The organism is Paenibacillus lutimineralis, assembly GCF_003991425.1.
Classification (GTDB): Bacteria; Bacillota; Bacilli; order Paenibacillales; family Paenibacillaceae; genus Fontibacillus; species Fontibacillus lutimineralis.
Genome location: NZ_CP034346.1, coordinates 4,617,928 through 4,643,596 on the forward strand (window position 1 = coordinate 4,617,928; position 25,669 = coordinate 4,643,596).

The following is a 25,669-nucleotide window of genomic DNA, read 5'->3' on the forward strand; positions in this document are numbered from 1 at the left end:
GAAATGACCCAGCCTTAGATAGCTCTTATCTTAGGCTGGGTCATTAGTTGTCTAAGCTTCTTCCATGATTATACATATGACAACCGAGGGGCGATAGCTCCGTAGCGTAAATATGGTGTTAAGTGAAGTAATTGACTTCTATGAGTTACTATAAAATCTCTTGCGAATTTCTAAAGGCGTCAAGGTTACCCCTAACTCATGGGGAGATTTTATCCTACTTTAAATTTATGGTGCTTTTCAATTATTTCGCTTAACGTTCTATGTATTCACGAGTCCGTGAGGCTTAAAGGAGCGCCAGCGACTGGGTGCACAGTACTTAGCCTCGCAGGATTGTCTGCTGATTCACTTCTCGGAATCGCCACTTGCAGACCAAGAAGCTGCAAGGCGACGTGGCGTGAATACTATGTTAAGCGTGCTTCTGACTTCCTTGAATTACTCATTCTCTATTACTGGGCTTTCCCAGCCATCATAGTTTCCGCCAGCTTCTATTACTTTCTTTAGTAGTTCTGTTGTGATGTGATTTATCGTTTCAAATTCAACATTACTTGTGTGTGAAATCACTAATTGAAATGGGAAGTCTGATTCTTGTAGCGTATCTTCCTCAACAATTCTGTACAGGTTTGAATCAAGATTCCTTTTAAAGTCTTCCCTGCTCACATATTCAGGAAAATAGATCCAATGGTTTACTTCTCGTGGTATTTTGAGATTATCTTTATTAGCTTTTAGTTGTTCTACTACTTCTGAATCCATTTTCCACTGCTTCTCATAAACATCTGGATATAGAGAGTTTAAGTAAAATTCCCATTCAGGATCTTCCCCAATTAAGATTTCACATTTGAGTTTTCTATATTGCGAAAGAATTTTATTCAGTCTATTGAAAAGTAAATTTTCTTGCTTCGTATAATAGTAAAAAGACTTTGAGTCTGCATAAGTGATGGCACCTACAACAAAATCATGATCTGTCAATTGACTATCGATTTCATCTTCAACTGCACTTATAAGTTCAGAATCTAATTTCTTCGAAAAAAATTTCCTTGATTTCATATTTACTTGTATTAATGTTTTTGCACCATCGATCGGGACATTTTTAAGTATTCCTAGATCTACTCTCACTATTGTTTTGTGTTTTGATAGATATACATCCCAGTGATCAGACATTTTAATTCTCCTTTGATGTTTTGTATTTTTAATCATTTCTGATAGCGTTCTTGTATTCACGAAACGACCCAGCCTTAGATAACTCTTATCTTAGGCAGGTCATTTGTCGAACGCGGCGAAGTCGATATTCCCACAGCAATACCGATTAAACTGGCCGATTTCCACCAAACTAGCACAGACTATCTTCTGAACAGAACTAACATTAAGAAACCTTATCCTATTAATTAATATCAGACTAATGAACAATTTGATTTACTTTTAATGTTCCCAATAAATGATGAAAAGTTGAGGTACTTCTCTGAAGTTCTTATAAAAAATCGTCTTTAATTCAACTCTCATTGATTTCAGTTAACGTTGTTGTATTCACGACGTCCAACTCCCTTAAGCCCAACGGCCCAATCGGTTAGGGAGTTGGATGTGTCTGGCTGCTTCCACTTCCCTGTATCCTGAGTTTACTCCATACAAATCCTCTTCAACTTCTGCCGGACCGAGGGGCTTCGCCCCGATGCGTGAATATGGTGTTTTAAGATGTCCCCGCCTTCACAAGTAATACAAATCCCCTACGTCTGTTGGATTAAGCTCTACATATGATGATGCGCAACCATTATTGATATTAAGCTCTAGGTATATATTTGATGTTTTTTTACTTCATCAAGACTGTCTACAATTTCCGAATCTTTACTCTTAGCATAGCTCTCCACGATATCTCGTATTTCATTTCACGCTTTGATACATTTTTTTCTTTGTGTTATTATATATGTAATAAAGACCAAGTGCTGCGAACACTTGGTCAGTACAATTGGCTTGGATGGTTTATTCCCTTCTAAGTCGTATAGGAACAAAACCCACCTCTGGCCTCAACCTTTGGGTGGGTTTTTACTTTCTCTTGTTGTTATTATTGATGTATGTTAAAAGAGCAAGAATGAACGTTCCAAAGAGAAACATGATCGTTAATGCATCTTTCACTTCCATGGCTTCACCTCCTCTCGAAGGGAAACCATGCCCACCCAAGATTCAATTGTAGTTATATTTTACCTTTATTTACATCTACGTACAAGCGTTCTTAATTTGCTTTTATAATCTTTTTTTTTGCATCCCTTTCATATAACGTTCCAGTATCTACGAACCCGAGAGGCTTAAGGCGCAACGCGCCGGGTCCGACGGACTTAGCCTTGTAGGTGTGTGAGCTGAGTTCACTTCTCTGCCTACTACTCCTTGCGAACCTAGGGCCGAACGACCCGCAGCGTAGATACAGTGTTAACTGAAGTCATAGCCCTCCTCGAACTACATCCGTATATATCCGTGCTCATCTTTTTCAATCATCTTTAATTGTTTTTCAAAGTCTTCTATCGGTTTTATATCTTTTACAAAATGCCAATAATAGCGCATGAGTTATTACACGCAGGTCTTCAGCATCATGAACGCTGCAGTCCAGGGTTGTCTGCTGGATTCTCCTCTATGCTATTGCACCTGCAGACCAGTGGCGAATGCCCGTGCGTGAATATTATGTTATGTGGAGTCCGGACTTCATTGAATAGTCTTTTAAATTTCTTCATTTAGTTTTTCTCTTATTCTTGCTAATGCTCTTTTGGCTGCTAATTTCGCATTATGCATTCCGTTTATGGAAACCTCTATTAACTTTTCTCTAGCTGGAATGTATCTATGAAAACCAACAATCTCACATGCCCTCTCTTGAACATACATATCTTCATCATCTAAATATTTTATTAATGAATCAAGATATCTTTTCGGTGTTAATGCCATGATTGAAAAAATATACTGACAACGAATATCATCATTTATTAGTTGGTTAGAACTTATCAAATTGTTCAACTCATCAATACAACTTAAGTCTTCATCAATCTCAGTACTACTAATTTCTATTTCTGAGGGATAGTCTTTCTTCAATTCATCCCAATCAAAATTAGGATGTTGTTCGAGTTTAGTTATAAATGAACTTATACTTCTAAAACCTGGAGATAAATCCGTTTCCTCATGATTAATGTAACTTATCCTATATTTGCACGCACCTTGAAAATGTAAGCCTATATAGTTCGAATTATCATCTGTCCATAAAGGAATAATATCTTGATAAACCTTAATTTCAGACATGAAATCAACTAATTCAATTATTTCATCAAATTCCATTAATCTTAAAAAGTAAATTTGATCCTTCTGTTTCTTACTGTGAGTTTCTAAGTCCTCAACTAATACAATAGGTAATGTGATGCTAAGTCTATTAAAAAGATCTATAAACATATTTCCGCTCCTTTGAAAAAATTGATTTTTTCGCATTTCACATAATGTTTTTTTGTATTCAAACGCCCCAGCCTTAGATAGCTCTGATCTTAGGCTGGGGCGTTTGTTGTCTGAGCTTCTTCCATGATTATACATCTGACAACCTAAGGGCGATAGCCCTGCAGCGTGAATACGGTATTATCGGATGTCCTAGCCATCACAGAAATATCCTACTTGTATTATAATAAGCCTTTTTCTTTTAGTAGTTTTATTTTTTCATCTGGAATACTTCTCTTTAAGTCACCATTTTCAACATCAATGTCATCCCAGTCAGAATACACAACAAAATCATCTGTGACTGGAGTTATATTATCCCAATTTTTATGGTTCAATTGATAAGCTACGTCAAATCTAGTATTTTGGCATAATTCCCACAAATTTCCCCATCTCTCTTCACCATATAAAGATTTAAATTCTTCTTGTTTTTCACTAAACGAAGGCAATACGCTTTCAAGACCAATTTGGTAACATGCTGGCATCTCACCAGAATTCCAAATGTACCAAAGGATTTGTCCATGTCCTTCTTTTAACATCTCGTCACGATACGATTTGATTCCAAGTGTAATGAGTGATAGAACTGGTTCGTCATCTGAACCGTATAGGGAGATATAGCACACTTTCTCCGAAGGCTCCAATTTTACTTTTCTTACTGCATTTTGTATTTCACTTAACATAGCAACTTTTAACTCTTCTAAAAGAAGATTATTTTCCATTCTTTTTCACCCTTTGATTTTTATTATCTTTGCTGGGATTTCCGATAACGTTATTGTATTCACGACTGTCCCACCGAATTAAGGCACCGTCAGATGTCGGCCGCGATGCGATTAGTCAGTGCGGATGTGTCCGGCTGCCTCTGCCTCCCTGCTACTGAAACTGCCTCCCGGTCCCACTTCTAACTCCGGCTGGACCGAGGGCGAATGCCCAATGCGTGAATATGGTGTTATAGGATGCCAACGCCTTCTCGAGTATGCTAAGCAGCTTACTGTCGCTATTTCTTTTTCCAGGTATTCAAATACAGATTGGTAATTGTAAGCTCTACTTTACCTTTATCTCTAATTGCTTCTTCTGGATTAATGTCGATTGAGAAATTATCTCCCGATTTATAGTTCAACCCTGAAATCCCAGAAACGGTTCCGTCATATTGATTATTTTTATATTTGGCTATCAACTGAGCAGTCATTTGTGTACTAAATGTCAAATCATTATTTGTTATATGATGCACGCCAGAAATCAACGTTGCTCCACTCATTGAATAATCACCAAATGATCTAAAACCAATATTTATACCACCCGCACTAACACTTCCAATATTTATCCGATCAACTATTATCTTGTGTTTTCCATCATTATAAAGCTCTTTTCCGATATTGCTTTGAATGTCCGCAAGGTCAATTTGGATAGTGTAGCTACCATCAAGAACATAACCTGCCTTATCACTATACTTTTCTGTATTGTTTGCGATAGCAGATATCCCTTTACTCCACAGTTCCAGCAATCCAGTTCGCCATGTTACAACCAAAAACAATAGAATTGTTGTGAATATTACTAATGATATCTTTTTAATTTTTTTCATCTTCAATCTCCTGAAAGTATATAGTTGATTTGCGTTGATTTCCTATAACGTTTTTGTATTCACGACGTCCATTTCCCTTAGATAGCTCTTATCTTAGAGAAATAGATGTGTCCGCATTGATATACTTCCTGAATTTACTTCTGCGGACCGAAGGCCGAATGGCCTGATGCGAGAATACTGTGTTAGACGGAGTACCTGACTTCCTAGAAAATACCCTCATCCCATTACTAACATTTCCAATTACTGAAATGCCTCTTCGAATCTACTTCAAACTCCGGCCGGACCGAGGGGCGTATGCCCCGAAGCGTAAACACATTGTTATCTGATGCCATCTGACCTCTATGAATAATTCACGGCTACTTGAATCTTCTTTCGATTTTATTTCCAATTCCGTCAGGTTTAAACAAGCGCTTCAAAGCGAGTGAATCTTCTGTGCTCTTTAATCCTTTCCTTATTGCTACAACGTATAGTTCTTCTGTTTTAGCTAGGTGTTGACATACCTGGCTGATACTCCAACTGGCGGATATTTCCTATAACGTCTGGGTGTTCACGAACCCTCGTTAGCTTAAGGGGTGAAGCCCTGTGTCCGACGGAATTAACCAGTGTAGGGTTGTCTGCCTGACTTCACCTTTTCGAAATGCCTCAGGCAGACCAAGAGGCGCGATAGCGACCCACAGCGTGAATGCAGTGTTACAAGGGGTCAGCGCCTTCTTCGAAACACCTACACATTTCAATATCATATCCCGGTAGTTAAGTGTTCTTTGTTTACATTACGAGTTATTTAATGGAAAGTTCATCAATCGCTTGAATAGATAGTTCCAACGCTTTAATTCTTCTTTCTAAAAGCCTTCTTTGGGGACTACCAGTCTTTGACTTAGCATAACTATTTCCGATTGATGGAAATAAACCAGTAATAACATTGCGAGCTTCTGCTAAATCTTCCTGAGTATAGTAATGGGGACTTTGATTCCAAACGTTTTCTAGCATAGCTAGGCCGATGTAAACAGCTTTGAGTCTTTTCTTTACCAGAGTAGTATTTACGCCATTATTAGTCATCTGGGATAAGGCATTCTCGAGCTTACTAATTGTTGATTGCAAGGATTTTATTGATTCCAACTTATCTAGATTTGATACCTCTTCCATGTAAATACTGTCCTTTCTTCGCATCTAATCAAAGTAAATTGCCCGTTATCTTAATAATTTAAGAAGAAATTTGCTTTTGTTTTTTTCGGTTTGCGCTGATTTTCATATAACGTTCTTTTATCTACGAACCGAAGGGCGGCCGCAATGCGGTTAGGTGGTGCGGATGTGTCAGGCTGATTTCACTTCCTTACTGCTGCAAATTGCATCTCTGAATCCACATCTAACTTCGGCCGGACCGAGGGCAGAACGTCCCGAAGCGTGAACATGTTGTTAGGCGATGCCAGCTTGAGATACATTCAAATTAATTCTCTTTCCATTTCTATTGAGACTATTTTCTTATTATCTTGATTCATTATTATTTTATATCCACACGGCGTAAAACCCTGATTACAATAAAAAATAAGAGCTCTGGTATTAATGTTATGGCAAAATAATTTCATCTTTTTAATACCATGTTCATTTCTAGCCTTATCCATCATTATGTTAATTAAATATTCAGACACACCTTTGCCTCTATAGTCAGGACTAACTATTACATTACCTAACCAACAAATAGAATCTTCATGATTCAAATCATATAAATTTGCATATGCAATAGCTAATTGGGTGTTAGTATCAGTAATTACTGTGGGACTAAATCTATTTTCTAGGATCTTAATAATTTGATCAGGTGTTAATGGATATTCAAATCGAGGACTTATAAAAAATAATTCTTCTATATTTAACGGAAGTAAAGAGATGATTTCTAAATCTTCTTTCAATAGATTTCTATGAAATATCATGGTTTTCCCCCCTCGCTCCAGCTGGTTTCCCCTAACGTTCTTGTATTCACGAAACGACCCAACCTAGATAACTCCTATCTTAGGTTCGGTCGTTTGTTGTCTGAGCTTCTTTCTTGATTATACATCTGGACAACCAAAGGGGCATAAGCCCCGTAGCGTGAATATGGTGTTAGATGATGTCACATGCCTTCTTGAATAATCAATATACTTGCCATTCATTTGATTTCAATCCATATATCAACCTATCGTGATATTTGCCATTTAAATATTCATAAACGTCTGAATCCACTTCTTAGAAAATCCTTCTTGGCCGACCGAGGAGCGTCAGCGTCGATGTCGAAATACATTGTTATATGATGTACCATCCATCCTTGAAGATACTTACAACACTCCCTTATTTAGATTTAATATATTTATTAATATGTTTTCAATTTCTTTAGCATCATCAGGATGAAACATATGGGATGACTTTTCCATCCATATGAATTGTTTTCCAGCAGGTGCTACTAGCAAATTGTAGTATTTGTCCGTTAGTTGTCCATAGACATGAATATCTTTTCTTCCGTGAATAAAAACGACAGGAATATCAATCTTTTCAATCGTTTTATTAAAATCTATCTCCGCAAAATCCTCGATTATTCTTTGTGTATAACTCCTTTGAAATCCTCTAATTGTGTTAAGTATGTCTTTTATTGAGTAGTCAGGTGACCTTAACAAAAGATCTACTGCAAGTTTCATTCCCGGGTGCTTCACATTATGATCTGAGTAGACCATTGAATTATATCTACCCATCCACTTTCTTAACGTGCCCCATTGCTTCACGCTTTTTATATACGGTGGGTATCCACAATTCATTAATTCATCTATTGCTTTCTGATTATTTTTGTCTTTTGCTTTATTCAATGTCCATTGTAAACATAGAGCGTCATTATCCGCCCAGTTTATGATTTGAGAAATTCCAATATAAGCACGATAATCTTCAGGGTTCTCGTAAGCTAATCGCAATCCCAGTATAGTTCCCCATGAATAGCCCGCAATATATATTTTATTTTTATTAAATTCTTTCTTTAAGTACCTAACTACTTCCTTAGAATCCAATATGTATTGATCAACACGGAATGAATCCTTGGATGTATTGCTATTAAATGTTTTTCCTGATCCCCTCTGATCCCAAAAAACTACTGTGTAATGTTTGACCAATTCTTTAGTTGTTGTTGCCACAACGTAGTCCCTTGAGCGACTCGATACACCAGGTATAGGTAACCCAGGACCTCCATGTAAAATAAGTAATACTGGATTATTAATATCTTCAGTTTGGATTAATAGATACTGGTCAATTCCACCTATTTCCACTTTCTCTACTTTACTTATCCCTGTCTCTGATATAATAAAATCTTTCTTGGGAAATAGAACTGCCACATTATATCTCCTCCTCCTCCACCAATTCTTCTAGTACTTAATAATTTAAATGGTATTTCACATAACGTTCTTGTATTCACGAAACGCCCCAGCCTTAGATAGCTCTTATCTTAGGCTGGGGCGTATGTTGTCTGAGCTCCTTCCATGATTATACATCTGACAACGAAAGGGCGATAGCCCTGAAGCGTGAATACGGTGTTATGTGAAGTAATCGACTCCCTTGAATAACCTACATAATTACTTTCCTTAACGAACAGTCATTAAGTGCCTGATTAATATGTTCTTTGTTCGTGTTCATTTCTATGCCATCAGCAATACTCTCCATTGGAAAAAATGCAAGTGTGATATCCTCTTCCAAATGGAGTAGAACGGCATAATCAAAATGTACTTGTTCTTCACCAATCAATTCAGTTTTTTGATAGATCTCAATCTTCTCAAGTCTTAAAGCTTGGGGTAGATGATAAGTAAAATGCGGCCCAGAATAACTTCTTTGTTTAATGTTATATATAATTCCATCAGGTTTATCGCCACATTCAACGATAAGCTTCCAGTAGTCATTGTATACATCTGTCTCCAACCAAACATTCTTAAATATAAGAAAAAAATCATTATCGATTGAAATGCTGAAACTATAATAAGAACCAATGTATGTAGAATTATAGCGATTCTCGGCTCCAGGTGAATTTACAAATTGTATCTGTTTTCCTATGCAGTTTCTTAGAATTTCAATCTGTTGCTCTTCTAGCTGAGCAGAGTATTGTTTCATTATTGCTCCTCTTCGCATTCTCGATTATTTCACATAACGTTCATGTGGGTTCCCGAACCCTCACACCTTAAGCCGCGATGCGGTTAGGCGGTGCAGGGTTGTCCGGCTGATTATGCTTCCTGCAAACTGAATTATCTCCGTTGTGATTTCGCTGCTTCTGCTTCGGACGGACCAAGGGGCGATAGCCGCAGCGGGAAAACGGTGTTATATGTTGTTGACGCCTGCTATGAAATACTTTTAAATGTCCATGCTTTTATTTTCTTTCACCACCCGTGAGGATTTACGCCCTTACTCAATTACCATGATTATACCTCCATTTCATAATTATGTAATCTTATTCCTTCCCATTCTCCTATATCCCTTCCAACCATTCACCTACGCTTAGGTATGGAACTTCTCTTCAATCTTCTTCTCGATCTCCCCTCCGACTTTCTCTCCATTACTCCCCCTAATCCTCCCTATAAATACGGTCGAGGGGGCTTTGGATGTGGCGGAGGACATGGATACCAACCTTCTTCTGAACACGGGAGCGTACCACCGCTTCAGTGAACACTTTTTGCAGGGTACGCCTCATGCAGATGTGTCTGCCGATTTTGCCCAGGGAATAACCAAATGGCGGCATCTCCAGCTTAATGTATTGCTTTACTAACAGCGACGCAGCTCTTGATAGAAGGGTATGTCGGTCCTTCTTTCCTTTCCCTTGTCGGATCGAGATGATTCCACGCTCCCAGTCAAGATCCTTTATCCTCAACCGTACCACCTTACTGACACGAAGTCCTGATGAATAAGCCAGATACAACATCGTCCTGTGCCTCAGATTATCCAGTGCTTGAAGGATGCGAATCACCGCTTGTTCGGAGAGCACGTAAGGAAGTTTCTTCTCCTTTTTGGGACGGAGGTAAGTTTGTCAACTTCCTAACCACAGACCCGACAAAAAAGGACACCCCGTCAAAGGAATGCCCTTTAAATCCGCCTCACTAGAACACCTTCTTCTTTCCCTGCTCAGCCTTCAAGATTTCAACTGCCTCGCGGAAGCGCAGTGAGTGAATAATCTCGCGCTCGCGTAAGAACTTCAGGCTGTCTTGCAGATCCACGTCATCGGTCATATCGATCAGCCACTGATATGTAGCCCGGGCCTTCTCCTCCGCGGCAATATCCTCATACAAATCGGCGATGGGATCGCCCTTCGCCTGGATATAGGCGGCCGTGAACGGTACGCCCGAAGCATTCTCATAGAAGAGCGCGCTATCATGGGCAACATAATGAGGCGCCAGCCCGCAAGCTCGTAATTCCTCTACAGTCGCATCCTTCGTGAGCTTGAACACCATAGTGGCAATCATCTCGAGATGCGCAAATTCCTCCGTCGAAATGTCCGTAAGTAATCCAATCACTTTATCCGGAATCGAATACCTCTGATTCATGTAGCGCAGCGCAGCCGCGAGTTCCCCATCAGCACCGCCATACTGCTCCAGCAGCAGCTTCGCCATTCCGATATCGCATTTACCTACACGAACCGGGTATTGCAGCTTCTTCTCATATACCCACATTTTCTCCGCCTTACCTCCTTCTGCTCATTTTCATAAGGCCCACTTTACAGCGCTGAAGCTTATGTTAGTTGTGCATTTTGCAGAATGATGGAGTTGCCTGAAGCTAATGTCTGAGGATGCAGTCGTTCATCCAATAACTGGCCTCAGGTGGAAGGTCTTAATCAAGACCGTATTTTTGAACACTCTCCATAAATAATCAAGGCAGGCCTAGACCTGCCAAGGCCATGGAACGTTAACCCATTCCCACGGGTATCTCGAGAAAGAATGCCCGAAATTCTGCAACGGACCGTATAAGTGTTGAAAGTGCTCTGCCAGATGTCGTCTTTCCAATGCCAATTGATTAAATTGCTGGAGCGCAGCCAAGTCCCCCGGATGCGTATCCAGATAAAGGTTCAGCTCGACGAGCGTGAAATCCAGTGCCTGCAGCTTCTCCAGCATGTCATAATACTCCTGATCGCAATGCGGCTTAGTTACTTCATTCATTCGTCTGCCTTCCTTTCCCCCACCGGGATTCATAGGGGCTGTATAATGCGGGCCATAGCGTACCATGTCTTAATGCTTCCTGTGGACTGAACTGCGGCAGATTGGGTGGCTGGAAGGGCATATATAAATGCGGCGGTGTACTATAGGTTTTAATCAATATCGGCGGGCAAGGATCAAAAGGGCCAATGAAAGGGGTATATGACTTCTCCTGAGTAAAGTTCAAATCACTTCCTCCTTTACATACTGGTTTTCAAGATCGCTGCGGCTTGGGACAAATCTAGTCACGATCTCCTCATTCTTTAACATATGACATTCGCCCAAATAATGAACTAAAAAGCGTGAATAAACAGCAAAAAACCGCCCTCTCCAGAGCGGTCAAGCCAAATATTGATCCCATTATTATATTAAATAGTAATCTCATCCGTTATACTCATTGGAATCTGCTCCGAATGAATCTCACCTTGGTTATCCTTCCAAGTAATCTGGACAATCGTGTTCTCGAGACTAGTTCGCTCCGGCTTGATATCATCAGCACCAAGAGGTGCCGTAATCGAGCCAAAGTTGCCCAGATTCTCATAAATACCTACTGGTCCGCCTTGACTGGTATGAATCGTGTTATATACCGTCTCGTTGTCTTCAATGACTTCTATAGCGTAATAATCAGATTGATCAATCGCCTTGCTCCCGATATACCGAAGTCCCGCTTCTCCCCTCTTAATCTGCTCCTGATCCATAACTACTTTATAGTTGATGACTGTCCAATTCTCACCTTCCCCATCCATAAAATACAGATTTGCCGTAGGCTCCTGCCTCCCGCCATGCCAAAGCAATGCACCAAGTACAATGTTCATAACTGCAGACAGTAATAATCCGTACCAAGCAACCCTATACCTCATACTCCCGCCTTTCGGACTTCTGTTTAACTAGCATGTAGTCGTGTCCCGTTAATTCTCTATTTCCACTTATTATACCAACCACCTCCGCTCTAACAACCTATATTGGAAAATAAAAACCGTCAGCATCACACCGTACTCCAAGTTCTCAAGTACAGCATGACCTGACGGCCTTGTTATATTGGGTTAACCTTATTCGCAAGAAATCATTAATTCATCTGATCTTGCCAGAATCTTGGGAAACCTGAAACCCTATGATTCCTCACATGGATCATCGGGGAGCTCTGGCTCCACTAATTTAATGATCTTCACGCGGGTAATTCGCAGGCGGCTTGCTTCAGCAACCTCGAAAATAATATTGTCCTCCTGCTTCTTCTTCCCCTTGGCTGGAATCCCTTCCAGCTCCTTGAACAGCCAGCCGCCGATGGAATCAACCTCATCGTCCACCAGCTCACTTCCGATCAGATCATTAACCTCTTCGATTAACAAACGGCCGTCTACCGAGTATACGCCATCTTGCAGCTTTTCGATTTCCGGGCGCTCATCCTCGAACTCATCATGAAGATCGCCGACGATCTCCTCGAGAATCTCTTCAACCGTCAGAATACCGGCTGTACCACCATACTCATCCACCACAATCGCAAGCTGTGAATGCCGCTTCTGCATCAGCCGCAGCACATGGCTAACTTCCATCGATTCCGGTACGTTTAGAATCGGACGCACCATATCCGCGAGTTCCTTCGGACCTTCCGGCTCCGGCAGCAGCAGATCGGTAATATGTACAAAGCCAATGATCTGGTCTTTATCCTCCACAGCCACCGGATAGCGCGAATGCTTCGTATCGTTGATAATCTTCAAATTCTCTTCCCAGGATAGATTAGTGAATAAGCAATCCATATCCGTCCGCGGAAGCATAACCTCCCGTGCCAGCATATCCGAGAAGTCAAAAATATTATCCATCAGCTTCATTTCATCTTTGTCGATCACGCCGCTCTTAGCGCTCTGATTCATCAAGATCCGTATTTCTTCTTCGGAATGCGCCGCTTCAGCCTCATTCGCCGGCTGAATGCCGATTAAGCGCAGCAGCCCGTTAGCCGCTGTATTAAGCAGCCAAATAACCGGCAGGAACAGCTTGTAGAAGAATAGCAGCGGAGCTGACAACCACAGTGATGTCGCCTCGGACTTCTGTATAGCCAGCGATTTAGGAGCTAGTTCACCGACTACAATATGCAGGAACGTAATAATCGCGAAGCCTACTGCTACGGAAATCGTGGAGATCAGTGCAGGATCCGTAACTCCGAGCTTATACATAATAGGCATGACAATAAGCTCGGATACAGCTGGCTCACCAACCCAGCCAAGACCGAGTGATGCAAGCGTAATTCCTAACTGAGTAGCCGATAAGTATGCGTCCAATTTCTTGTTGACTCGAAGCGCATAGGAAGCCCTTCGATTCCCTTCGCTGACAAGCTGGGTCAGCCGTGATTGGCGCACCTTAACGAGCGAGAATTCCGCAGCAACGAAGAACCCGTTAAAGAACACCAGGATTAAGACTATAAGTAGGTTAGAAATAATCTTGCCAACTTCAAAATCGGTGTGCAAGATGAACGCCTCTTTTCTGTGTGATTACGTATAATGTCTTATTGTTAAATATTATAGTTCGATGGCTTTACGCGATTTGAAGTCGATATCCTTATAATACATATCGGCAACCAGCAGATTTGGACCACAGCAATTCGCAGCAGGGCAATGGCAGTTCACCTTCTGATTGAGCGGATGCTCCGTAAGCCACTTCTCAAAAATATCATCCAGACGCCCGTCACGCAAATTGCCAAAGGCCGGAATCGCCGCAAAGTCGGTGACGAATACATCGCCTGTGAACATGTTTACGTTCACCCGATTGCGTCCATCCGGGTCATTGCGCACCGTAACATTCGGTTCCTCGCGTAGACGACGCAGCAGCTTGGCATCCTCCGCGCTTGGATTGCAGGCGAAGAAAGGAAGCGTACCGAACAGCATCCATAGCTTAGGATCACGAACATCAAGCAAGGAATGGATGGCTCCGCGCATCTGATCCAACGATAGCATAGGCAGTCCCTCTGCGAAGTCAGCCGCGTACATCGGATGGACCTCATGGCGTTTACAGCCCATCTCCAGAATCAAGCGATGAATCTCCGGCAGCTTCTCATAAGTTCGGTAATTGATCATCGATTCTGCGGAGATGAACATCCCTTCCTCACTCAAGCGGCGGGTGTTCTCCACCATTTTGTCATACATTCTGTAAGCAACCTCAGACTTGACTGGATGCCCACTGCGGGCGAAGCCCACCTCGTGGAAGTCCCGCTCGCTCGTGTAATTGAACGAGATATGCATAACATCCAGGTAAGGCAGCAGCTTCTCGTAACGCTCATAATCAAGCGTCAGATTGGAATTGATCTGAGAACGAATCCCCCGTGACCTTGCGTATTTCAATAGCGGAACAATCAACTCGTCGACCGTCTGCTTCCGAAATGTAGGCTCTCCGCCAGTGATACTGATCGTCTGCAGGTTCTCGACCTCATCCAGCGCACTTAGCATCATATCGAGTGGAATATGCTCCGGCTCCTTCATCACAAGACTATCGCCTACTGCGCAATGTTCACAACGCATATTGCACAGATTGGTTACCGTCATCTCCACGCTGGTCAGTACATGTCGACCGTACTGCTTAAGCGACAGAATCGGGTCCCACGGATCATAACTCGGGCTTATTTGCCGGATGGCTTCATTGTTCATACTCATTATTTTCATATTATACTCACCTTATTTATTTTATAGCTTCTTTTGTACCATCTACTCCGGTAATAACGACGGATAGACGGTTTGACAGATCGATATCGTACGGAGACTTCAAATCAACTCCGTCAGGATCGGTCAGTACTCTGACCACAGGTCTGTGCGGAATCGCCTTGTGAATCTTGGCGACAACACCTCGTTCACCAGTGCTTAGATCAACGGTCATACCCACCGGATATATAGCCATATGATCTCTGAATAGCTCTAACTTCGATTTCTCATACCATTCTCCGCAGCCTGCATAGAGCACCTCCAGTGCCTGATGCGGCAGCATCGCCGGACGGTATACCCGGTGCGTTGTCATCGCATCGAACGCATCTGTGATTGCGATCCAGCGGGCGAATTCATGGATCTCATCGCCCTTCAAGCCACGCGGATAACCGCCGCCGTTAATGCGTTCATGATGCTGATAAGCACAGTGGGCTGCCTTGAGCGGAATCCCTGGTTCATCCTTCAACAGCTTGAACCCGATCTCGGTATGCTGCTTAATCTGTGCGAATTCCTCGTCAGTCAATTGGGACGGCTTATTCAGAACATCCCGCGGCACCTTCGTCTTGCCTATATCATGCAGCATGGCTCCAAGGCCGAGCAGAGTCAGATCCTCTTTGCTATAGCCATAGACCTGACCTAGCAACAAAGTATATAAGCATACATTCAAAGAATGGCGGTAAAGGTAATGATCCATACTATCGATATTCATCATCATGATCATTGCATCTTCCCGAGAGCTGAGGTCATCGACGATGGATTCGACCAAGCCGGAGAAGGTCTTGCCCAGATAGGGATAGGCTACCCCTTTCATCGCCGGCTCCATCAGCTTCTTGAAGTTGACCCTTAATTCATTCAACGCGCGGCGGCGCGTAGTTTCTTCGATCATCTCGCTGATCTGAATATCATCCGTACGATGATCAGCAATATAGATATAATCGAGGCCGTGGTGACGCAAGCGGCGAATGATAGCATCATTTATTTCTGCATTTTCCGATAAGAGAACAATCCCGTCCTCATTATAAATCTTTTTACCCAGCTTCATTCCTGGTTGTAGAGAATTTATAGCTATTAACCGCAACTAAACCACTTCCGTCTCGTTATAAATCGCTTAAACTTGCTTCCATCTGGTGAAGAAGCAGCTGTCTACGGCCCCTGCCGTCTGTAATTCCATCCTGAGCAGATCACGTATAAATAAAGGAAGCATAAATTTCTGCTCGCTTCCTTGCTGCAACCGTTCGTAGCCTACTCCGAAAGTAAACATATCCAGAGTACCGACCTTATATGTCGCTCCAGGGTCCAGAGGAATCCCGGCGACACTAGCTCGAATAATTCGCTGATCTGGCTCGGCATATGGGTCATATTCGACTTCCATACCATCCAGACAGATCCCGCCCAGAACCTTACCGCGGAAGCCATAGCCGAATATGGTCTTATCCATCATATCCGGAAGCAATGATTGCTCCAGGGTATATAGAATGTCCTCACCTTTTAAGATCATGGTACAAGGATTAATCGGAGAAGGGCAGCGTTCATGCAGCATGCCTTCACTAATATCACCAGCGGGAAGGTCGCTCAGCAATTGTCCGCTATTGATAATCGATAGTTCGCTGTTCGTAAACCTCCTGACCGCCTGGGCCAATAAATTGCCAAATGGAGACTCACTGCTGTAAGAGATCGACAGCTTTCGATCCGTCGTTGTGACCGTCCGATCCAGACGGGCTTTAGCCTTCCTACGATAAGTGTCAATGGAGCTCAGGATCACATCACTCTCCGCCCCTGGCCCAACTTGAAGCACCTTTCCATCGTAAATTTCCGGTAGACCGCTCACTGGGTTCCTGCGGTATTTTATTTTCCCAAGATAATTACCGAATTTGCCCGCAGCTGTGATCGCTGTCTTCCCTATAATTAAGGACTCCTCCAGCAGATGATGGGTATGACCGCCAATGATGAGGTCAATGTCTGGAATCTTCTCTGCCAACTGTCGATCGAGCAAGATTCCCAAATGGGACATGACAACAATCAGATCCACCCGCGGACGCAGCTGTTCTACATCATATTGGATCGTCTCTATCGGGTCAAGAGCATCCCAACCCAGCAAGCTGTAGAAATCAGAAAATGCCGCCGTCGCTCCAATCAATCCGATCGTGAACGGACCCCGCTGTACAATAAGATGTCTTCTCATCCATTCTGGGGGCTGGCCTGTTCTTTGTTCAACAATATTGTTGCAAATTACGGGACATCGCAGACTGGCATACGTCTCCCCTAGAAGTTCCGGAGTGAACGTCAGCCCCTCATTATTCCCGATCGTGATCGCATCGTATCCCGTCAAATTCAGAATATCGACATTCGCCTGACCCATTGTGCCTTCCGTCTCTGGTGCGGCTCGATCCATATGGTCGCCTATATCAAGGAGCAGCATTTCACTATTTGGCTCCGACCGCAAATCATCGATCATCGCGGCGATTCTGCCCATGGCGCCGAAATGGCTGTGCAAGTCATTCGTATATGCGATCGTTAATGTAACTCCGTCCTTATCCGGCACATGAAAGCCCCCTTGTTGTTTTTCTATTCAATAGACCAACAAAAAATGAAGATAAATCTAATTATATACCTTGAAAACGCCCACTGTCTTCTTATATATGATATATTATAGGGATTTAAACACAAAATCCGAGGTGCTTAGACATGAAAATAGAAATTTCTCTCTTCGCCGGACTGGCCGAGCGACTCGGCACATCCCGGATCTCCCTGAACTGCAGCGAATCCAGCCTAACTGCCGAGCGTCTGAAGAAGCTGCTAAGCGATGCTTATCCCGATGCCAGTCCGCTCATATCCGCAGCAATGGTTGCCGTCAATCAGGAGTACGCAGCAGCCAATTGTCCGATCCAGGAGAAGGATGAGATCGCTTTGATTCCGCCTGTATCTGGAGGTTGATGCTTAAGCATCAACCTTCTGTCCTCCCTGTGATCTATTTAACAGGAGAGATAATGACTATAAGTCTTCAACACAATCCTGCTCCGGTCATAATCTTCCTCTTATAAATAGCAACAAAGAACTATGATACCGTTGTCAACCCATATATTTCCTGATATGATTAAAAAAAAGCACAATATAGAGGTGTCATCTTTCTTGAAGGTACATATTATGGATCTTAACCCTGGAGACAAGCTTCAGACCGACGTATTCAATCATTTTGGCGTACTGGTTCTACAGAAAGAGAAGGAACTGTCCAGCGAGGCCATCGTGAAGTTGATGCAGCACGGGATCGATTATATTGATATCATCCCTCATACCATTGACGTCATCGTGCCGACCGCCTCAGTTACTCCGCAGTTCATCCAGAAGATTCAGCCTGTGTTTAACGAAGCGATTGACGGATTTGAAGCAATATTCCTGGAAGCGCTGGCAACCGGCAATTTCGACAATTCTCAAGTAGACCAACTGCTTGAACCCATGGTCGAACAGCTCGATGACCAGAAGGATGTCGTATCTCTGCTTCTGCTGCTTGGCAATAATGATAATTATACATATAATCATTCTTTGCAGGTTGGAATGCTATCCTATTATATCGCTTCCTGGTTAGGATATTCAAAGGAAGATGCCTATAAAGTTGGCAAAGCTGGTTACTTGATCGATATCGGGAAGTGTAAGATATCGGAGGATATCTTATTCAAACCTGGTAAGTTGACACCTGAGGAATTTGAGGAGATCAAGCGACACACACAATACGGGTATGAGATTATTATGAATTCTACCGGGGACGAGCTATCGGCCCTCATCGCTTTGCAGCATCATGAACGTGATGATGGTAGCGGTTATCCACGCGGACTGACGGATAAGGAGATCCACCCATACGCCAAGATCACTGCAGTGGCGGACGTCTACACAGCAATGACCTCTAACCGTATCTATCAATCGAAGCAGGAGCTATTCACCGTACTCAAAGAATTGAATAATATGAGCTTTGGCAAATTAAGTCCTGAGCCTACCCAGGTGTTGATTAGCCATCTGCTACCGAACTTTATCGGTAAGAAAGTACTGCTGAGTTCCGGCGAAGTCGGGGCGATTATCATGACGAACCCATCCGACTTCTTCCGCCCGCTAATCCGTACAGAATCGCGCTTTATCGATTTGTCCAGGGAACGCGAGCTTACGATTACTGAGATTTATATGTAATAGCATTAATACACCTTAATTTAGAAGCCCATTGATCTTAATTGATGTGCTCCCTGTCAAGTAGACAGTGTAAAAAAACAAAGATCATGAGTGCCCTCTGAAGTGCACCCCTTAGAAAAGACATTGGAAAAACTTCTTGGTTTAACCGATGAATTTCTAGGGGTGTATTTTTTATGGCTATTAATGGTCAAAAGTTTAAGACCTATTCTGAGGAACTCAAGATGAAAGCATTTCGCTTGCACGTAGAGGAAAAATGGACGTATCGGAGGGGAGAATGCGATGCTAAAAAAGTGATTGGAAATCTGGATTCGGGAGGGAAAGAACAGCACTTCAGGCACATCGAACAAGCGGCGAACATCGGCCAAGTAGCGAAGGTACTGCGCCTTATGCAAAAGCTGGGTCTTCAAGCCAGCATTCGCCGGAAACGCCGATCATTATGACATATCTGGCTGCCGAGCGTGTGGCTGATAATCTGCTTAAGCGAAATCTCACAGCCAAAAAACCAAGCCAGAAATGGGTAACGGATATGACCCAATACCAGGTGGGTGAGCACTGGCTGTATCCGTTTTTATAACCGAAGACGACCACAGCGTAAACTAAACAAACTGACGCCGGTAGAGTACCGACGCCAGTTTCTAGCATAGGTGTTTTTTCCATGTCCACTAAATCGGGTCTTGACCCGTAGAAGTAGAAGTTTTTTTCTACTGTCTACTATGATGGGAGCATATCATTTAAGGTCAGTAGGCTATTCTTTCAGATTACATGGCGGCATGGGCGTATGACGTACACCAACTATTGGAAAATTGAAGTTGATATTAGAGTTATCAATTAAAAAACAAAGGCTCTTGTAATGATAACAAGCAAAATGAACAGAACTAAAATCGCTGCAGTTGATGTGAATAATCCACCACCACATGATCCTACACCACCAAATACTTCACCCATTTGTGCAAACCTCCTTGTATTTAGAGTACACACTATCCTATTCTATTTCCTATATAAAGATTGGGCACCTTTCCCTCGTCAATAGTCCATTTTATGTGATGCTTGTACTTACCGATGTAATGAAACAGGACCTGCTTACTGTTACAGGTGTGTTGCTTGGCTGATGGCTACTCTTGGTATCATAAGTAATCCAACCAAGCCAGATAGTGGAGGATATAACTTGTACCCATTCGCTACTGCTTCAGCCCAGTCTTCAATCGCCCAAGGGCTTACTTGATTAATATCACGTTCACTCCCCTTTGGTTCCTCCTTCTTTGGTCGTATTTATTTCTCAGCTCAGCTTCGGTTCCATCGAATTCATTTAGATCCATTGATCCCATCTACCTTACGAGAACCGTTTGCCTATGTACCACCGGCCGGTCCTCACTCTGTACTACCAGAACTCCCAGCGTCGCCATTCTGATGCATCAGCAGGTCTTTGAGTGCTGTATCGTGCAATCCAGAGCGGATACTGGCTCAATCCGCTGAAGTTACCAATGAATGATGGATAGGTGTAGAGTATCGGCGTGACTCCCGTGGCGCTTAATCTGCCGGATTTCGATTCGTAATCCAGTACCCCATCCTCTCAATGTAAATAGCCCCCGGATCAGCTCCGAGGGTAAAAGAAAAAAAGAGCCTGCGTGTTTTATGTTTTACAGACTCTTTTGATTCAAGTATTCAACTATCCAGCAAACTACTTCCAGCCCTTTTGCCCTTTGTACTTCTCAGCTTTATCTCGATTTTCTTTCTCCTGTTCTTTAGCCCAATTCGCTTTTTCAGTCTTCCCCTTTTTCAAATAATCCGCAGCTTGTCTACCAAAGCGCTCAGCTCTGTGCTTAAACATATCAGTTTTATCTTTAAAGAATGCCATAGGAGGAACTCCCTTCCAATAATGATCTTCCAGTAAATAACTTATCATAAGGCTATTAAGAAGAGAAGGCTTGTCCTGATTCTTAATTTCAAAGTCGGCAACGACCTCAGTCGATTGATTTCATTTCCGTTTTGATCAGATCAAAGTAGATTTTAACCAAAGCCATGCTTAATAAAATAAAAAAAGAATCCGCAGAAAAAATCTACGGATTCAGTAAGGATATGTTTGTATTTGGTGGAGTGGCCTCATACCACTATTCCCCACTTTCACAACCATTTTAAACGTGTATTTCCTGAGCTACGTATCCACGATTTACGTCATAGCTACGCTTCGTATTTGATCAATAAGGGGGTAGAGAGCTTAGCTTTCACTTACCCTATACTACCTTCCATCTCAAATTTGATCAATCTGTTCATCTCAACCGCATACTCCATCGGCAACTCTTTTGTGAACGGCTCGATGAAGCCCATGATGATCATTTGCGTTGCTTCTTCTTCAGTCAGACCACGGCTCATCAAGTAGAAGAGTTGTTCCTCCGATACCTTCGATACAGTCGCTTCATGCTCCAGAACAATGTTATCATTCATGATCTCATTGTATGGAATAGTATCCGAAGTAGACTCATTATCGAGAATGAGTGTATCGCACTTGATATTGGACTTCGCGCCATCTGCTTGACGTCCGAATGAAGCAAGACCGCGGTACGTTACTTTACCGCCATGCTTACTGATCGATTTCGATACGATTGTCGAAGTAGTATCCGGAGCAAGGTGAATCATCTTCGCACCTGCATCCTGGAGCTGGCCTTTGCCAGCAACAGCGATCGACAATACGCTGCCTTTGGCTCCGCGGCCCTTCAGAATAACCGCTGGATATTTCATCGTCAGCTTAGAGCCAATGTTGCCATCAACCCATTCCATTGTCGCATTCTCTTCGGCAACGGCACGCTTCGTAACGAGATTGTAAATGTTCGGCGCCCAGTTCTGAATCGTGGTGTAACGAACGCGGGCGTTCTTCTTACAGATAATCTCCACAACAGCACTGTGCAGAGAATTCGTGCTGTAGATCGGAGCTGTACATCCCTCTACATAGTGTACGAAGCTGTCCTCGTCAGCAATGATCAAGGTACGTTCGAACTGACCCATATTTTCCGAGTTAATACGGAAGTATGCTTGCAGTGGAATCTCACACTTCACACCCTTCGGCACATAGATGAAGCTGCCACCAGACCATACCGCACTGTTCAGAGCGGCAAATTTATTGTCTGCTGGAGGAATAATCGTACCGAAATGTTCGCGGAAGATCTCAGGGTGCTCTCTCAGAGCAGAGTCGGTATCCATGAAGATAACGCCTTGGTCCTCCAGATCCTTCTGCATGCTGTGATATACAACCTCGGATTCATATTGAGCCGATACCCCAGCCAGGAACTTCTGCTCCGCTTCTGGAATACCAAGCTTGTCAAAAGTCTCTTTGATCTCGTCAGGAACTTCATCCCATGTCTTGCCTTGCTTCTCAGATGGTTTGACATAGTATTGAATTTCGTTAAAGTCAAGATCGTCCAGATTTCCACCCCAGCGCGGTAGCGGCATTTTCTCGAACTGCTCCAGCGATTTCAGACGGAAGTTAAGCATCCACTCCGGTTCATTCTTCATACGGGAAATTTCCGTGACAATCTCTCGAGTCAAACCTTTACCCGATTGAAAAATTGACTTGTGCTCATCACGAAAGCCATATTTATACTCTTCCATTTCAGGCGCTTTCTTAGCCATGGCTGCATTACCTCCTTAAACTTTCATTAATTGCATATACTCAATTTATTCTTCTTCGTGAATCCCTTTCTTGAGTGCGTTCCACGCTAGCGTCGCGCACTTGATCCGGGCAGGGAATTTATTAACCCCGGATAGAGCCTCAAGCTCTTCATATTCATCAAAATCAACAGCCTCTCCCTGCATTAAGGAAGAGAATCGGCTAGCCAAATCCATCGCTTCCGCATAGGTCCGGCCCTTCACTGCTTCTGTCATCATCGATGCTGAGGACATGCTAATCGAGCAGCCCTCTCCGTTAAAGCGGGCGTCCTTCACAACGCCATCCTCCAGCTTCAGCTGGAGAGAGATGCGATCCCCGCAAGTTGGGTTGTTCAGATCAACAGTCAGGGAATCGTCATCAAATTTCCCACGGTTGCGAGGGTTTTTATAATGATCCATAATTACGCGGCGGTATAAATCGTCAAGTTGCATTATCCAAAATACTCCTTTGTCTGGACTAAAGCTTCAGCCAGACGGTCAATGTCCTGCTCCGTATTGTACAGATAGAGGCTAGCTCTAGCTGTTGCACTGGCTTCAAGCCAACGCATCAATGGCTGGCAGCAGTGATGACCGGCACGTATAGCTACTCCGGATGCATCCAGAACAGTAGCTACATCATGCGGATGAATATCCTGCAGATTGAAGGTCAACAATCCGACCTCGCGTTCGCGCGGCCCGTATAATGTCAGTCCTTCAATTTCAGAGAGTCTAGCAGTGGCGTATTTCGCCAGCTTCGTTTCATGCTGGTGAATCGCATCCATACCGATCTCCTGCAGAAAATCAATCGCAGCGCCCAGTCCAATCGCTCCGGCGATAATCGGTGTTCCGCCTTCAAATTTCCACGGAAGCTCCTTCCATGTCGATTCATACAGGCCGACATCATCGATCATCTCTCCGCCGAATTCGATCGGCTCCATAGACTCCAGCAAATGCTTCTTACCATATAGTACCCCAATTCCCGTTGGTGCGCACATCTTATGGCCAGAAAAAGCGTAAAAATCGCAATCCAGTTCCTGCACATTCACCTTCATATGAGGCGTACTCTGTGCTCCGTCAATAACCATTATAGCTCCATGACGGTGAGCAATCTCAGCCAGCTCTTTGACCGGATTTACTACGCCAAGCACATTGGAGACATGAGCGATCGAGACGATCTTCGTACGATCGGTAATCGTCTTTTCCGCATCCTCCAGAGCGATATTACCGTCAGGCTGAAGCGGGATATATTTTAAAGTGGCACCCGTCCGTATGGCCAGCTGCTGCCAAGGGATCAGATTGCTATGATGCTCCATAGGAGTAATGACAATCTCATCACCCTCTTGGAGCACTGCAGGTCCGTAAGCAGAGGCTACCATATTCAGCGAAGTCGTCGTCCCCCGAGTGAAAATAATCTCCTGGGTCCGCGCAGCGCTGATAAACCGCGCCACCTTCTCTCTCGCCCCTTCATATGCATCCGTTGCCCGGCTGCCAAGTGTGTGGACACCACGATGCACGTTGGAATTTTCCCACTCATAGTAGTGCTTCAGTGCATCGAGCACAGCGCGTGGCTTCTGAGAAGTGGCAGCACTGTCAAGGTATACAAGTGGATGACCATTGATCTCCTGATGCAGAATAGGAAATTGTTCCCGGATCAGTTCTGCATTCATTGACCTAACTTCCTTTCAACCAGTCCTTGCAATTGCTGCTGCAATTGTTCCAAAGGAATCTCCGTAACGACCGGAGCCAGGAAGCCGTAAATAACTAAGCGTTCAGCTTGCTCACGCGAGATACCACGAGACATGAGATAGTAAATTTGCTCTTGATTGACTTGGCCAACCGAAGCCGCGTGACCGGCTTTAACATCATCCTCATCGATCAACAGAATTGGGTTAGCATCCCCACGTGCCTTCGGACTAAGCATAAGAACCTTCTCTGTCTGCTCGCCATTTGCCTTGGTTGCACCCTTCTCAATCTTCGTGATCCCATTAATGATCGCTGTAGCTTGTTCACGCATAACAGCCCGGGTAATCATTTGACTCTCAGAGCTCTTGCCGAAATGGACGGCCTTCGTCGTATAGTTCAGCTTCTGCGAACCCGAACCGACAGCGATCACCTTCATATCCGAGAGAGATCCGTTGCCTTTGAGAATCGACAGCGTCTCACTCATCGCATCACCAAAGTTCATCTCGCCGATGATCCATTCGATCGAACCGTCATTGTCGATGATCGAACGGCGATAGCTCAGGTCAATGGTATTGGTGCCCAGATTATGAACTGTAGCGAACTGTACCTTGGCTCCCGCTTGAACGAATACTTCCGCTACTCCGCTATGAACAAGCGTCTTGTCAAATTGTCCGGAGAAGTAGTTGTCTACATAAGTAACACGGCTATTCGCTTCGGCAACAATCAAAACATGCGGTGCAAAGGTCGTCTTATCATCCTCTTGGACAAAGATGCTTTGCAGTGGAATATCGATCTCTACGTTGCGCGGTACATACAGGAACACACCACCATTCCACAGTGCGGAATGCAGAGCCGTCAAGCGGTTCTCATCGCTCTTGACAGCCTGATGCAAATACTTCTGTACAAGGTCGCCATGTTCGCGAACGGCAGTCTCCAGATCTGTGAAAATAACACCTTTGGCAGTCAACTCAGGGGACAACTGCGCAAACTGCGTTCTGCTGTTCACCTGAACGATCAGATTACTATGCTCTTTCAGATCGACGAGAGAAGCCACACTTTCAGGCAACTGCTGCGCCGATGCTGCATAGCCTTCGCGTTGTTGACCGAAATTGCTGAGATCCCAGCGTTCGATTTTCATCTTTTCCAACTTAGGCAGTTCAAGCTCTTGGGCAAGCTTTACGCCATTTACACGACTTTCCGTCAACCAGGCCGGTTCCCCATTATTAACGGATGTTTGTCTTACTGCATCAAGTTCCACCGGAAGAACGATTTGTGTCGTCATT

At 43.6% G+C, this 25,669-nt stretch carries 30 protein-coding genes; 5 read left to right on the plus strand and 25 right to left on the minus strand.

From position 1 onward, the window contains the following. Positions 1 to 432 precede the first annotated feature (432 nt). The 18 genes from EI981_RS20605 to EI981_RS20700 form a co-directional block, all read right to left on the minus strand. Entirely contained in the window at positions 433 to 1,158 is a 726-nt protein-coding gene (locus tag EI981_RS20605) for a DUF695 domain-containing protein (RefSeq protein WP_162616233.1), read from the minus strand. An 876-nt stretch (positions 1,159 to 2,034) separates the two neighbouring features. Then, a complete protein-coding gene (gene comI / locus EI981_RS29780) occupies positions 2,035 to 2,130 on the minus strand; it encodes a competence inhibitor ComI (protein WP_019639195.1) in 96 nt (31 codons plus the stop codon). Positions 2,131 to 2,700: 570 nt separating this feature from the next. Further along, a complete protein-coding gene (locus EI981_RS20620) occupies positions 2,701 to 3,552 on the minus strand; it encodes a HEAT repeat domain-containing protein (protein WP_227011516.1) in 852 nt (283 codons plus the stop codon). Positions 3,553 to 3,635: 83 nt separating this feature from the next. Beyond that, positions 3,636 to 4,169: a hypothetical protein gene (locus EI981_RS20625; protein ID WP_127001418.1), complete on the minus strand. Its 534-nt coding sequence runs from the start codon at positions 4,167 to 4,169 to the stop codon at positions 3,636 to 3,638. A 275-nt stretch (positions 4,170 to 4,444) separates the two neighbouring features. Continuing rightward, positions 4,445 to 5,029, minus strand: a complete 585-nt coding sequence (locus EI981_RS20630) for a hypothetical protein (RefSeq protein WP_127001420.1) — start codon at positions 5,027 to 5,029, stop codon at positions 4,445 to 4,447. A gap of 777 nt (positions 5,030 to 5,806) precedes the next feature. After that, entirely contained in the window at positions 5,807 to 6,172 is a 366-nt protein-coding gene (locus EI981_RS20640; RefSeq protein ID WP_127001422.1) for a hypothetical protein, read from the minus strand. Between the two features lie 296 nt (positions 6,173 to 6,468). Further along, the gene (locus EI981_RS20645; RefSeq protein ID WP_127001424.1) at positions 6,469 to 6,954 is read right to left on the minus strand and encodes a GNAT family N-acetyltransferase; all 486 of its coding nucleotides are present in this window, start codon (positions 6,952 to 6,954) and stop codon (positions 6,469 to 6,471) included. 381 nt (positions 6,955 to 7,335) lie between these two features. Further along, positions 7,336 to 8,373, minus strand: a complete 1,038-nt coding sequence (locus EI981_RS20650) for an alpha/beta fold hydrolase (protein WP_127001428.1) — start codon at positions 8,371 to 8,373, stop codon at positions 7,336 to 7,338. Between the two features lie 229 nt (positions 8,374 to 8,602). After that, a complete protein-coding gene (locus tag EI981_RS20655; protein ID WP_127001430.1) occupies positions 8,603 to 9,139 on the minus strand; it encodes a hypothetical protein in 537 nt (178 codons plus the stop codon). 448 nt (positions 9,140 to 9,587) lie between these two features. Further along, positions 9,588 to 10,004, minus strand: a complete 417-nt coding sequence (locus EI981_RS20660; protein ID WP_127001432.1) for a tyrosine-type recombinase/integrase — start codon at positions 10,002 to 10,004, stop codon at positions 9,588 to 9,590. A gap of 112 nt (positions 10,005 to 10,116) precedes the next feature. After that, a complete protein-coding gene (locus EI981_RS20665) occupies positions 10,117 to 10,686 on the minus strand; it encodes a manganese catalase family protein (protein ID WP_127001434.1) in 570 nt (189 codons plus the stop codon). A gap of 207 nt (positions 10,687 to 10,893) precedes the next feature. After that, the gene (locus EI981_RS20670; protein ID WP_127001436.1) at positions 10,894 to 11,169 is read right to left on the minus strand and encodes a spore coat protein CotJB; all 276 of its coding nucleotides are present in this window, start codon (positions 11,167 to 11,169) and stop codon (positions 10,894 to 10,896) included. After that, on the minus strand, positions 11,162 to 11,392 hold the full coding sequence (locus EI981_RS20675; protein WP_127001438.1) for a spore coat associated protein CotJA: 231 nt from the start codon (positions 11,390 to 11,392) through the stop codon (positions 11,162 to 11,164). The genes EI981_RS20670 and EI981_RS20675 overlap by 8 nt, the downstream gene beginning before the upstream one ends. Before the next feature lie 181 nt (positions 11,393 to 11,573). Then, positions 11,574 to 12,020 (minus strand): hypothetical protein, encoded by a 447-nt coding sequence (locus EI981_RS20680; RefSeq protein ID WP_162616234.1) that lies wholly within the window; start codon positions 12,018 to 12,020, stop codon positions 11,574 to 11,576. A gap of 294 nt (positions 12,021 to 12,314) precedes the next feature. Continuing rightward, positions 12,315 to 13,664 carry a hemolysin family protein gene (locus EI981_RS20685; RefSeq protein WP_127001442.1) on the minus strand — a complete coding sequence of 450 codons (1,350 nt, stop codon included), beginning with the start codon at positions 13,662 to 13,664 and terminating at the stop codon, positions 12,315 to 12,317. A 51-nt stretch (positions 13,665 to 13,715) separates the two neighbouring features. After that, positions 13,716 to 14,852 (minus strand): radical SAM/CxCxxxxC motif protein YfkAB, encoded by a 1,137-nt coding sequence (gene yfkAB, locus EI981_RS20690; protein WP_127001444.1) that lies wholly within the window; start codon positions 14,850 to 14,852, stop codon positions 13,716 to 13,718. Positions 14,853 to 14,868: 16 nt separating this feature from the next. Next, positions 14,869 to 15,966, minus strand: a complete 1,098-nt coding sequence (locus tag EI981_RS20695; RefSeq protein WP_127001446.1) for an HD-GYP domain-containing protein — start codon at positions 15,964 to 15,966, stop codon at positions 14,869 to 14,871. 30 nt (positions 15,967 to 15,996) lie between these two features. Beyond that, positions 15,997 to 17,430, minus strand: a complete 1,434-nt coding sequence (locus EI981_RS20700) for a bifunctional metallophosphatase/5'-nucleotidase (protein WP_127001448.1) — start codon at positions 17,428 to 17,430, stop codon at positions 15,997 to 15,999. Between the two features lie 143 nt (positions 17,431 to 17,573). Here EI981_RS20700 and moaD point away from each other — a divergent pair, with 143 nt between their 5' ends. The 5 genes from moaD to EI981_RS30290 all read left to right on the plus strand — a co-directional run bounded on the left by moaD (position 17,574) and on the right by EI981_RS30290 (position 19,708). Then, entirely contained in the window at positions 17,574 to 17,822 is a 249-nt protein-coding gene (gene moaD / locus EI981_RS20705; RefSeq protein ID WP_127001450.1) for a molybdopterin converting factor subunit 1, read from the plus strand. A 195-nt stretch (positions 17,823 to 18,017) separates the two neighbouring features. Further along, a complete protein-coding gene (locus EI981_RS20710) occupies positions 18,018 to 19,064 on the plus strand; it encodes an HD-GYP domain-containing protein (RefSeq protein ID WP_127001452.1) in 1,047 nt (348 codons plus the stop codon). 173 nt (positions 19,065 to 19,237) lie between these two features. Then, positions 19,238 to 19,504: a hypothetical protein gene (locus EI981_RS20715; protein WP_127001454.1), complete on the plus strand. Its 267-nt coding sequence runs from the start codon at positions 19,238 to 19,240 to the stop codon at positions 19,502 to 19,504. Then, complete coding sequence (locus EI981_RS29095; protein WP_162616040.1) at positions 19,501 to 19,638, plus strand: hypothetical protein; 138 nt, start codon at positions 19,501 to 19,503, stop codon at positions 19,636 to 19,638. Before EI981_RS20715 ends, EI981_RS29095 begins: the two co-directional genes overlap by 4 nt. After that, positions 19,610 to 19,708 carry an IS3 family transposase gene (locus EI981_RS30290; protein ID WP_127001456.1) on the plus strand — a complete coding sequence of 33 codons (99 nt, stop codon included), beginning with the start codon at positions 19,610 to 19,612 and terminating at the stop codon, positions 19,706 to 19,708. The genes EI981_RS29095 and EI981_RS30290 overlap by 29 nt, the downstream gene beginning before the upstream one ends. Before the next feature lie 184 nt (positions 19,709 to 19,892). Here the strand turns inward: EI981_RS30290 and EI981_RS20725 are convergent, their stop codons facing one another. The 7 genes from EI981_RS20725 to sufD all read right to left on the minus strand — a co-directional run bounded on the left by EI981_RS20725 (position 19,893) and on the right by sufD (position 25,668). After that, positions 19,893 to 20,009, minus strand: a complete 117-nt coding sequence (locus EI981_RS20725) for a hypothetical protein (protein WP_127001458.1) — start codon at positions 20,007 to 20,009, stop codon at positions 19,893 to 19,895. Positions 20,010 to 20,442: 433 nt separating this feature from the next. Next, entirely contained in the window at positions 20,443 to 20,622 is a 180-nt protein-coding gene (locus EI981_RS30140) for a GH25 family lysozyme (RefSeq protein ID WP_227011927.1), read from the minus strand. A 120-nt stretch (positions 20,623 to 20,742) separates the two neighbouring features. Further along, positions 20,743 to 20,919 carry a hypothetical protein gene (locus EI981_RS29100; protein WP_162616235.1) on the minus strand — a complete coding sequence of 59 codons (177 nt, stop codon included), beginning with the start codon at positions 20,917 to 20,919 and terminating at the stop codon, positions 20,743 to 20,745. A gap of 371 nt (positions 20,920 to 21,290) precedes the next feature. Then, positions 21,291 to 22,688 (minus strand): Fe-S cluster assembly protein SufB, encoded by a 1,398-nt coding sequence (sufB, locus tag EI981_RS20740; RefSeq protein WP_127001460.1) that lies wholly within the window; start codon positions 22,686 to 22,688, stop codon positions 21,291 to 21,293. A 45-nt stretch (positions 22,689 to 22,733) separates the two neighbouring features. Continuing rightward, complete coding sequence (gene sufU / locus EI981_RS20745; protein WP_127001462.1) at positions 22,734 to 23,156, minus strand: Fe-S cluster assembly sulfur transfer protein SufU; 423 nt, start codon at positions 23,154 to 23,156, stop codon at positions 22,734 to 22,736. Next, positions 23,156 to 24,370: a cysteine desulfurase gene (locus EI981_RS20750; RefSeq protein WP_127001464.1), complete on the minus strand. Its 1,215-nt coding sequence runs from the start codon at positions 24,368 to 24,370 to the stop codon at positions 23,156 to 23,158. The genes sufU and EI981_RS20750 overlap by 1 nt, the downstream gene beginning before the upstream one ends. After that, complete coding sequence (gene sufD, locus EI981_RS20755) at positions 24,367 to 25,668, minus strand: Fe-S cluster assembly protein SufD (RefSeq protein ID WP_127001466.1); 1,302 nt, start codon at positions 25,666 to 25,668, stop codon at positions 24,367 to 24,369. The genes EI981_RS20750 and sufD overlap by 4 nt, the downstream gene beginning before the upstream one ends. Position 25,669 lies beyond the last annotated feature (1 nt).